This is a genomic window from Pseudomonas sp. Y39-6 (assembly GCF_023651955.1).
Taxonomy (GTDB): Bacteria; Pseudomonadota; Gammaproteobacteria; order Pseudomonadales; family Pseudomonadaceae; genus Aquipseudomonas; species Aquipseudomonas veronii.
The window spans coordinates 1,385,693-1,396,600 of the sequence record NZ_CP069594.1; the positions used below are offsets into that span (position 1 = coordinate 1,385,693).

General features: G+C 65.2%; 5 protein-coding genes. 3 read left to right on the forward strand and 2 right to left on the reverse strand.

Features of this window, described 5'->3' with window-relative positions:
• Window positions 1–71 precede the first annotated feature (71 nt).
• From JN756_RS06260 to JN756_RS06270, 3 genes are read left to right on the forward strand one after another with little or no spacing between them, the layout of a single operon-like run.
• Entirely contained in the window at window positions 72–812 is a 741-nt protein-coding gene (locus tag JN756_RS06260; RefSeq protein ID WP_017844572.1) for a hypothetical protein, read from the forward strand.
• Window positions 809–1,279, forward strand: a complete 471-nt coding sequence (locus JN756_RS06265) for a CS1 type fimbrial major subunit (RefSeq protein WP_017844573.1) — start codon at window positions 809–811, stop codon at window positions 1,277–1,279. The genes JN756_RS06260 and JN756_RS06265 overlap by 4 nt, the downstream gene beginning before the upstream one ends.
• Window positions 1,280–1,320: 41 nt before the next feature.
• The gene (locus JN756_RS06270) at window positions 1,321–2,535 is read left to right on the forward strand and encodes a hypothetical protein (RefSeq protein WP_201021933.1); all 1,215 of its coding nucleotides are present in this window, start codon (window positions 1,321–1,323) and stop codon (window positions 2,533–2,535) included.
• A 45-nt stretch (window positions 2,536–2,580) separates the two neighbouring features.
• On the opposite strand, the gene JN756_RS06275 is transcribed toward JN756_RS06270, so the two are convergent.
• Window positions 2,581–7,659 carry an NEL-type E3 ubiquitin ligase domain-containing protein gene (locus JN756_RS06275; protein ID WP_201021934.1) on the reverse strand — a complete coding sequence of 1,693 codons (5,079 nt, stop codon included), beginning with the start codon at window positions 7,657–7,659 and terminating at the stop codon, window positions 2,581–2,583.
• An 82-nt stretch (window positions 7,660–7,741) separates the two neighbouring features.
• Window positions 7,742–10,843 (reverse strand): transglycosylase domain-containing protein, encoded by a 3,102-nt coding sequence (locus tag JN756_RS06280; RefSeq protein ID WP_201021935.1) that lies wholly within the window; start codon window positions 10,841–10,843, stop codon window positions 7,742–7,744.
• Between the last annotated feature and the right edge of the window lie 65 nt (window positions 10,844–10,908).

Below are 10,908 nucleotides of genomic sequence, written 5' to 3' on the forward strand. Positions count from 1 at the left end.
GGGCGCGGGTATTTGCGCTTCGCAAGTCGAGTGGGTTGGCTTCAGGCCAACCGTTAATGAGGTGTAAAGCAATGAAAGTATTAGCCGCAATCCTGGGCGTGTGGATGGTTTCCCTGGGGGTCCAGGCGGGCCCGAATATCAACGTCGGCGTGGTCTATGACTACCTGGACGGGAGCAAGAGCAGCTACCTCAAACGCATCTTCAACGGCGGCACCAGCACCGCGTTCGTCAAGGTCGAGATCCTCGAAATCGTCTACGACGCCAGCGGCGTGCCCCAGGAAATTCCCGTGCAATCCCAGGCTGACGCCAGCGCCCGCGATGGCCTGATGGCCAGCCCCGCGCGCCTGATCGTGCCGGCCAACGGCATGCAGGGCACGCGCTTGCTGTACATGGGCGAGCGCGCCAGCGAGCGTTACTTCCGGGTGCGCTACATCCCGGTGGTGCCGGAAAAAGAGGACGCGTTTGCCCTGTCCGAAGAAGAGCGTGAGGAATATCAAAAGACCCTGCAGGCCGGCGTCAGCGTGCTGGCCGGCTATGGCACGGTGTTTTTCGTGCGCCCCAAGGACACCCGCTACGACACCCGCATCAACGATGGCGCCACTCGCTATGAACTGCGCAACAACGGCAACAGCGTGATCGTGGTCGACGAATTCAAGAACTGTGTGGCCGGCAAGCCGACCGATTGCCATCCGACCACCAAGAACCACGTGCTGCCGGGGCGTGCCTTTACCTTCGATAAACAAACCGGGCGCCACTACACTTTCAAGCTGGTGGAAGGCGACACGCAGAAGAATCAAGAGGTGAAAGGATGAGCCGCTGGGCCGTGTTGGCGCTGTTGAGCGCGCTCAGCTTCAGCGCCCTGGCCGCCCGCGAGGAGGCGGTGTTCCAGGTGTCGGTCAAAGTCCCCACCAGTGACTTCTATGTATTGCCGCTCAACCCCGGCTTTCTGGAGCGTGAGCAAACCCTGAGCTGGAACCCGGTGACTGAAACCCTGAGTGCGCTGCGCGAGCCTTTCGATGTGAAAAACGTGTTGGGCGCGGTGGACGCTTACCTCGCCTATGAACCGGTGCTGTTCAACGGCCGCGACAACATTGCGCTCACCGTCACCTTCAATCAGCAGGTGCTGGGGCTCGACGCCATGCGCGTGGTGCCGGAAGCCGAGGCCCGTGTCGGCAAACGGGTGCTGCTGGAAATTGCCGCGCAGAAGCCTGAGGACGGTTACCTCCCCGGCCAGTACTTCGGCAACGTGCAGATCATTTTCGATGCGTTGCGCCCATGAACCGGGGGCCACGCTTGAGTTTTTTCAGAACGAGTGAACCCATGCAAATCAAAAACAAGGTGTTGGGGCTGTGGTTGGCCGGGCTGCTGGTGGGGCTGCCCTCCGACGTAACGGCGGCCACCGTGGACATCCTGGCCTCGTTCCGGCCGGACCCCAGCCAGCCGGCGCGCAACGTGTTCAAAAACCACACGCCGCCGGGTAACAGCTATTGCACCTGGGCGCCGCAGTACTGCAACGAGACGCGCTACAGCATCGGTCTTCCGATCGATTTTCGGATGAGCGCGCCGATCGTGCCGGGCGGGGACGATCGCAATCATCTGTTGTTTCATGCGCCGACCGAACGCAGAAACATCACCGTCGTGCATGACGAAACGGGAGAGGCCGAAATCCTTCAGTTCCGGATCAGTGGCATTGGCATGGTGTTCCGGTGGCTGCGGCAGGACCCCACTGTGCGTTGGGAACACGATTATCCACCGCCACCGTGTCAATCCAGCGGGGTGAGTGTCGGCAACCAATGGCTTTTCGCGTTCACCTGGTTTTTGCCGGAAGGTGTCAGGGGGTGTGCGCAAAGAGCCGCCAGCCATATCCCCGCCGAGACATTTTGGTTCGATGGCCTCGGTTTCACCTACGAATTGGTCACGCCCGATCCCCTGGGGATGAGGGCCGGGACCTACCGCGGGCAGGTGACGTACAGCGTCGGGCCGCACAAGGACTTCGACCTGGGCAACGTGATGTTACCCAACGATGAGCAGATCACCCTCAATTTCATTCTTTCGGTCGATCACATCCTCAAGGTCGAGATCCCGCCGGGCGGTGAGCGCGTCGAGTTGCTGCCCCAGGGTGGCTGGCAAGGCTGGTTGAGCCAGGGGCGCAAACCGACGCGGCTGTTCAGGGACCAGACCTTCAACTTCTATTCCACCGCGCGCTTCAGGATCGGCATGGAATGCCAGTACGTCGAGGCGGCAGACAACACCTGCCGGATCCGTGACGCCAGGTCGGGGCGCTCGGTGCCGTTGCAGGTCGGCGTGACCATGCCCCACGGCATCGTCGACCCCGAGGGCCAGCCGGTCCAGCGCCGTCCGCTGCGGCTGGACGGCAGCGGCACGCACCTGTTGCTGTCGACGATGTTCGTCGACCGCAAGCCTGGCACCCTGCATTTCGAAGTGGCGCGCGACGATGTGGAGACGATGTTGCAGCCCGGTGAGTCCGGCACCTATGAAGGGAACGTCACAGTGATCTGGGATTCGGAGGTGTAACCCGCGGGGGGTGCAGGCGCGGGCATGCGCGCGCCTGCAGTGCCCTCACGTGTCGGATAACGGCGCCCGGTTACGCTGTTGAGCGGCGTTTTTCAGGGCTGTGCGGGTCAGGCCGCGCATCCAGTCTTTCTCCTTGTAGCCCAGGTCGTTGAGCAGGCGGTTGTAGAGCGCGTCGCTGATCGGCGTGTCGCTGAGCACGAGGTTTTCGGCCGTGTCCAGTTCGTCCGCCAGGGCCTTGAGCTGCTCGGCGAGCCGGGCTTTTTGCTGCGGCTCCCGTTCTTCGCGCCATTGCGCCTGCAGGGTTTGCAGGTCGTCCAGGCGGTAGAACTTCTGCGTGTACTCGGTGAGATTTTGTTGATAGCGGTTGTCGTAGGTTTCCTGCAGGAAGGTCTCCCAATACGGCTCGAGCAGCATCTGGTTGACCAGGCCGTCGTCCTGGCCCATTTCCCTTACCGTGGTGTACGCCTGCTGGATGCGGTCCGGGCTGACATTGGCGGTGTCGCGGTAGAGCATGTGGTCCGACAGCCAGGGCAAATCCAGCCTGTTGGCCAGGGCGGTCTGGTAGGCCAGGTGGATATCCACTTCGTCCACCTCGCCGGCCTCGCCGTCCACCAGCTCGGAGCGCAGGCGCTGGCCTTCGCCACCGGCGTCGATGGGCCGCAGGCGCCGGGCGACGTCCGCCTGGGCCACCAGGTTCAGGTGCTTGAGGCGCGCCGCGCCCTTGGCCAGGGTCACCAGTCGGCCTTCGAGTTCAGCCAGTGACGCGGAAAAGCGCCGGCCTTCGCTGGCCATGACCTCGATCCCCATCTCATTGAAAATCTGCGCGCCGCCGTCGCCGCACAAACCGGGGAAGCTCGACAGCTTGAACAAGCGCTCGCGCAGGGCGCTGTCGGCGTGGGTGGCGTTGATCAAGCGCCACACCCGTTGCGTCAGCTCCGCTTGGTTGCGGGCGTAGCGCTGCTGGTCCTGGGGGTTCTCGAAAAACTCGGGCGGCTCAAGCAGCTTGATGACTTCGAAAAAGCCCTGGGAGCCGTGTTCGTCTTCGACGGCGTCCCACAGCTGCTCGCGGACAAGCCGGGTGTTGGCGTCGACGCCTTCCAGCCAGGGATCGCTGCTGCCCTGGGGCTCATAGGTGCGATAGGGGTCCAGCCCGGCCTCGCTGCGGTAGCGTTCGTACAGAGTGCGCTGATCGTCGTTCAGCGTGTTGCGGTCCAGGCGGGTGCGCGCCACGGTGCGCGCAGCCGTGGGTTCCGGCGTCAGGGTGGGCAGGGCGCGGATCGGGTTGCCGCTCAGGTTCAGGTCGAACGCATCGTTCCTGGGGTGGGCAAACAGGCCGCGGGGCCATTGGCCGATCTGTGTGTGGCTGAGGTCGAGGCGGCGCAGGTTGGGCATGCGCGTGATGTCCGGCGCGAGGCTGAGCGGGTTGTGGCTGAGGATCAGGACTTGCAGGCGGCGCAGGTTGCGCAGGCGCGTCACGTCTTCGGGGAACAGGGCCATGCGGTTGCTCGCGAGGTTGAGGTTGCGCAGCAAACGCATCGCGCCAAGCTCGACCGGCAGGCTGGTCAGGTGGTTGTCGCTCAGGTCCAGGGAGTGCAGCGCCGGGAAGTGCTTGAGCAAGCCGCAATGGGTTTGCCCGACGCTGCTCTGGCTCAGGTCCAGGAACGTCACATGTTCAAAGTTGACGGTCAGCGCGGGCAGCGATTCGGGTAGCGGCATGCCGTTCAGGTCCACGCGCGCGCCGTGTTGGGTGCGGCCCCAATCGTCGGTGTATTCGGCGTAGCGGTCGGCCCAGGTCTGTTCGAGGAGCAGCGCCAGGCGTTTGCGGCTGGCCAGTTGTTGACGCTCCTGGACGCTGCCTTTGGGGTGATGGGTGGGCGATTGTTTCCAGGTCTGCAATTGGCTGTGCAGGGTTTGTTTCTCCAGGGTCAGGTCGTTCAGAGTGGTGCCCAGTTGGTCGGTGGGGATCGCCTCGATGAAGCGGCTCAGCCGTTGCTCGCTGAGGCTCGGAAACAAGCGTTGCAAGACCTCCCTGGCAAACGTCGCCGGGTGATCGGCAGGCGCGGCGCGGCAGCGGCTGAGCAGCGGGCCGCCGAGCAACTGTTGGGTGTGCCGCTCCATCACCCGGTGAGTCGCCGGCTCAGCAAGGAGCGTGCGGCGCTCGGCCAAGGGTTCCAGGGCGGTCATCAGCCAGCGCCGCAGGTCTGCACCTTCGCCGGGGCGGTAACCCAGCCCGCTGTGCGACGCGGCGGGCAGGCTCGACAACACGGCTTCGTACAGATTGGCCGGGCGGTGCAACGGTTGGCCGGCGCCGTCATAGACCGCATAACCGAGGCTGTTGTGGACCAACACCCGGCGAGTGGTGGCAGTGTCCGGGCCGGCCTGGCTGCGCAGAGGGCCGGTGACGGAGCCGTTGCGGATTTCAAGGTGCAGGTCGCTGAGCACGTCGGCGTGCAATTGCAGGGTCTTGAGCACCAGGGTTTCCGTGGCCGGGCTGGGCGACGCTGGTGGATAGAAGCCTTCATAGGCGCGTGCCGCCTCGGCGGCCACGTGCAGCTCGTCGGCCAGGTTGCGCAGACGCAACGGCCCGCGCCGGTGCGCGGCCAGGGCCTGGCGTTCGGCGGGGCGGGCGGTGTCGAGCAGGCGGCGGGCCAGGCTCAGGTCGAGGTCGGGATGGTCGTGGCGCAGGCTGATAATGCTGGGGTCGTCGCTCTCTTCACGGGCGCGGTAGACCGCCGGGGCGATGTCGCGGCTCTGGCTCAATACGTAGTCGGCCAGTTGCTCGCGTAACGCGTGTACCCGCTGCGACTTCGGCACCTCGGCGCCCAGCAGGCGGGTGATTGCCGCTTCATCGAGAAAGCCCAGCACCCGTTCCGGCAAGTGCCCGGACAGCACTTCGCCGAGGCTGATGCGCAAGGTGTCGGCGGCGCTGGCTTGCGCAGCGCCATAGCGGTGCGAGTTGCCGCTCAGGTCGGGCTTGAGGAACACTTGCAGTGCTTTGTTCCGGGGCCAACCGTCGAGTTCGGTGACCATCTGCTCGAACCAGTCCGAACTCGGGTCGGCGCTCAAAGCCTGCCCGGCGCGGATTTTTTCGCTGGCCGCCTGGATGGAGTCGGCCGCTTCGAGCCGTTTGAGGCCGGCATCGAGCAACGGTGGCAGTGTTTCGTTGTACTCGTACATGCGGCGTAGGGCGCCGTCTTCGGTGGCGCTGGCGACCCTTAGCTGTTCCAGCTGCGTGTCACTGAACGGTTGCACCCGATGCCCGAGACGTCGCAGCAACTGCGCACGCTCCCAGGTGCGCGGGCGTTCGCCCTCGTGGGTCGCCGCGCCGTCGCCGTTCAATTGCAGGCGCGGGCGGTAGGCGTCCGGGCGTTCGGGGTGGACCACGCGGTGCGCGTCGCTGAGCGGGTCGTATTGCACCTCCAGGTGATGGTCGCCCAGGGCCAGCAGGGTTTTGCCGTCATGCTGATGCAGGCCCGCGGGCGACGGTATCGAATCGGCGGGGATCGGGGTTTTCCGGGCGAACGCGCTGATGTCCGGGTTCCACAAGCGCCGGCTGCCGTCGGCCCGCTGCACCGGGACCAGGCCTTCGATGAAGGGCGAGAGCTTGAGCCGCGCCAGCTGACCGATGTGGCCGCCCGCGGCAAACAGGGCGAACTGGATCACGCTGTCGGCCACCCCTGCCACATGTTCCCAGGCTTCAGTGCGCCGGCCTTCGCTCCAGTCGACGACGCCTTCGCACACCTCGTCCATGATCTGGTAGGCGCTGTAGACCAGCATCAGTTCGCCGAGCACCGGTACGAAGGGCGTCAGCACCAGCAACGCGGCATTGAGGAGGTCGGCGAGCATCTGCTCCAGGTTGTCACACCAGGCCCAGCGGGCGTGGCGTTCGACGTCGGTGCTGGACACGGCGATAGTCCGCGCATCGTTGACGATTTTGTTCAGTTGCACGCGATACAGGTAGCTCCACAGGGTGTCCGCGTGGGGTGTCGGCGGGCGTTGGCGATAATCGTCCTGCCAGCGTTGCACGCTGAAGTGCAGGTTGGGGTCGCTGATCGGCGTGTCTTTCCAGCTCGGCCCGCTGTCGGTGCGGGCTTTTTGGTGCCATTGGATGTGGCTGAGGCGCGCATTGAGCCCGGCAAAAAAAGCCCCGCGCTCGGCATGGGGCACGAACTGGCTGAAGAACACCTGGTAGCGCGCCTTGTCGCGCAACTGACGGGTCAGTTCGGCCATGAACGCCTGGGGCGACGGGTATGCCTTGAGCGGGTGTTCGGGGTCTTCGGCGACATAAGCGATCACCCGAGGGCCTGGCGCGGCGATAAACAGCACGATGCCCACCAGCGCGACGTTCATCACGCTGAGGGTGTAGGCCAGGAGCGGGCTCGGCCGGTCGTTCAGCAGGTCAAGCATCGAACCGTGCGTCTCGGGCTCGAGGTCGCCCTTGGCCAGGGCCAGGTGGGCGGCGCTGTTCAGCGCGGCTTTGTGGCGTGCGACCACCTCGTCGTGAACCGTGCGGGCCAGCGGCGGGTTATTGAAGCCGAGCGCCTGACTGAGCTTGAGTTGATACTGCGCGCCGAGATCCAGCTGGCGGCAAATGTCTTTGAACCCCTGCGCCGTGAGGCGGGCGCCGCTGGTGCGGTGGGTGATCGACAGCACATCGCGCTGGCCGCGTGCATCGCTCGGGCCGAGGAAGGCGAAGTCGAGAAAGTCGTCGCTGGCGGCGAAGTTGCCCAGCGCCGCATCGAGCAATGACACGGTCTTGCTGGTCTGTGCGCCGCTGATGTTGATCTTCCACCAGGCCAGGCTGGCTTCGACATAGAGGCGCAGGTAGGTGTTGCGCACATCCACCGCGCCATAGTCGCGCAGGGCGTGTTTGAGCAGCGGTTCGGCGAAGGCGTACACGTCGTTCAACGCGGCGAGCCGTTGGTCCAGGCGGTTTTGCCGCTGCCAATGTTCGGCAATGGCGGCCTTGAGCGGGGCCGGTGCGGTCAGGCTGTTGAGGCGCGCGGTTTTCAATGCGCCGAGGCGTGCGGGCGTGGCCTGGGTGAGCCAGGCCGGCAGGGCGTTGCGGATGTGCGCGTAGTGGGCGCCGTTGAAGGCGCTGTCGAGTGACGGTAGAGCGGGCATGGATCAAGTCCTGTAAGGGGTGATCCATGAGTGTGTGTGGCGGCGTCGCGCCGCGGTGGCAGATAGGTAGTGCAGCCGGGCGTCAGGGTTGGCGGGCCAGGCACAGCGTCGGGTCGCCCGGTTGCAGCAGCGGGTTGAGCATCGGCGCCATGCCCTTGAGCACCTGCACCGGCAAGGCCGAGGTGAAGGTGAAGTGCTGCGCCGACGCCCCCGGCACAAACGCGGTGAGGGTGCCGAAGTGATGCGCGCCGATGTAGAACACGAAGGTCGCCGTGCGGTTGATCGATTTCGAACTGAGCATGCGCCCGCCGGGCCCCATGGCCTCGATGCGGTTATCGCCGGTGCCGGTTTTGCCGCCCATCGCCAGCGCCGTGCCGTCCGCCAGTTTGAAGCTGCCGGCCACCCGCTTGGCGGTGCCGGCGTCGACCACTTGCGACAGCGCGCCGCGCAACGCCGTGGCGACTTCGCTGGGCAGCACCCGTTTGCCGCGGTTCGGGTCGTTGACCACGCGGGTTTCATAGGGCGTGCCGCTGGCGAATTGCAGGCTGTCGATACGCAGCACCGGCAAGCGCACGCCGTCGTTGAGGATGATGCCCATCAGTTCCGCAAGGGCGGCGGGGCGGTCGCCGGAACTGCCGATGGCGGTGGCCAGCGACGGCACCAGATGGTCGAACGGGTAGCCCACGGCCTGCCAGCGCTGGTGGATATCGAGGAACGCTTCGATCTCCAGCATGGTGCGGATCCGGCTGTCACGCGCACTCTGGTGACGGCTCTTGAACAGCCAGCTGTAGACCTCCTGGCGTTCGAATTCACTGGCTTTGACGATTTCGTCGAAGCTCGCCTCAGGGTGGTTGAGCAGGTAGCCCAGCAGCCACAGGTCCAGCGGATGCACCTTGGCGATATAGCCCTGGTCCGGCAGGTCGTAGGCGCCGGGGCCGTAACTCTGGTAGAGCCGTTCGAGGCGCTCGTCGCTGAGCGTATCGGGGGTTTTGAGGTTTTTCAGGTGCGAGCGCACGAAGGCGTTGAAACTCGCCTGGCTGGCCTGGGGCAGCAAATAGCGGTGGACTGCGGCCAGGCGGATCGCGGTGGGGTGCAGGCTGTCCATGAAGGTGTCGAGCCGGGCCTGGGTGTCTTTGTGGCGGTATTTTTTCCAGAACTTGAGCAGGAACGCGGTGCCTTCGTGGTCGGCGAACTTGGCCAGGTATTCCTGGCGGCGCGGGTCGTTGTCGTCCTTGAGCAGCCGTGCGCTGTTGTCTTCGCCCGAATAGGTGGTGTAGCGCACCAGGTCGCGCATCAGGCGAATGAACGGCAGGTTGATCGACTCGCGCAGGGCATCGCGCAAGGTCGGGTTGCGGCCGTTGTCTTCGTTGCGAAAGTTATGGAAGCGGTGCAGGCCGCCGCCGGTGAAAAACGCCTCGCCGGGGCTGGCCGAGTAGGTGCGGTCGAGGGCGGCGTCGAGCATTTTCGCCAGGTCGCGGTCGCTGTGCTGGATCAGGTAATTCAGCGCCCAGCGCGAGAGCACATCCTGCTCGGGCAGCTCGACGCTTTTCAGCTCGGCGGGCGTGCGCGCCTGGTAGCGTGCATGCAGCTCGGTGACGATCTGCAGGTAGGTGGTCAGCACCCGCAGCTTGGCGGTGGAGCCCAGTTCGAGTTTGCTGCCTTCGTTGATATCGAACGGCTGGTCGGTGTTGTCGGTCTGCACCCGCACGCGTGCGCCGTCGGGTGTCAGTTCGTAGAGGGTGAAGCTGTAGCGCACCTGCGGTGTGCTTTGCGGCGTCAGCAGGCGCGGGCCGAGCAGGCCCATCTGCGCGGCGAACGCCGGGTCGGCCAGGTGCTTGAGGTAGTCGGTGGCCTGGGTTTGCAGCGCGTAATGCAAGGTGCTGGTGGCCGACAGGTCGAGGCGGTCGAGGTCATACAGCGAGCGGTTGAGCAGGCTGGCGAGACGGCTGCGGGCGACGTTGATGGCTTTGTTGGTTTCTACCGGCTGGAGGGTCGGTTGCTGCTGCCAGTCGCGGTAGGTCACGTGGCTGGCGAGGGCGGCGGCGGACAAGGTGGCGGGGATCACCTGGTTCTGCGCGAGCAGGCGGATATGGCTGTCGGTCAATTGCGCCAGCTCTTCGCGACCTTTGGTCAGGTAGTGCGAGGGCCGGCGTTGGGCAATCATCAGCGACAGCACCTGGCGCAGGGCCAGGCCGCGTCTGGCCAGGCTCGCCGGGTCTTGTGTGCTGTCGCTCAGCGCCTGGTTGACCTGATTGAAGTCGGCGCCGTACCACACCCGCAGGCCTTCGGCCAGGCCATGCACTTCGCCGTGGCCCGGCACGGCGGACAACGGCACGCTGTTGAGATAGTCGCGCACGATATTGCGCCGACTGCCCGAGGTGTCCGGCCCGGCCTGGTAGGCCCGCACGCTGGCGGACATCATCTGGCGGATTTTCTCGCCGCCGGACAAGGTCAAGCCGTCGGGCGAATGGCGATATTTCTCGAGCTGTGTGGCCAGGGTGCTGCCGCCGGCGGTCTGCCCCGGCAGATGCAGGAGTTTGGCCACTTGCGACCAGGCCGCCTTGGCAAAGCGCGGCCAGTCCACCGCCGGGTTGGCCAGCGGTTGCGTGGGGTCCAGCAGGTCGCGGTCCTCAATGAACAGCAGGCTCTGCACCACCAATGGCGGAACCTCGGCAAAGCTGGCGTAGAGCTGTTGCGGGTAGGTGAAGGCATACAGCGGCGCGGCGCGGCAATCGGTGATGCTCAGGCCGGCCTGGACTTTTTCCGCGTAGGGCACGAACAGCCCGTGCTCGGCATAGCCCAGCAAGGCCGGGGAGAAGCGTGTCTGGGCCTGGATCAGGTAATTGCGCTTGAGCAGGCGCGGTAGGAATTCATTCAGCGCGCTGTAGCCCAGGCGCCGGTCGAACGGGCCGTCGCCGGGGTACACGATGGCATCGCTGGCGCCGGGCTCCAGGCGATAACTGAGGGTGGCGGCCAACGGGCTCAGGTAGCGGGCCTGCAGGCGCGAGGTGTGCATTTCCACGCTGGCGGCCCAGCCCAATGCCAGCAGCGCGAGCAACAGTACCAGCCACACCAGGCGCCACCACCCGGATCGCCGGCGGGCGCTGTGTGGCAATGGCAGTTGATCCGGGCTGTCGGTCGGCAGCGCAGCCTGTTTCGAATCGGTTTGCCATAAAGCGCCCATAGTCGATTCATCCATTTACGCAGATTGATCGGACTTGGGTGAAGCTTAGTCGTTGGTGACGAAAT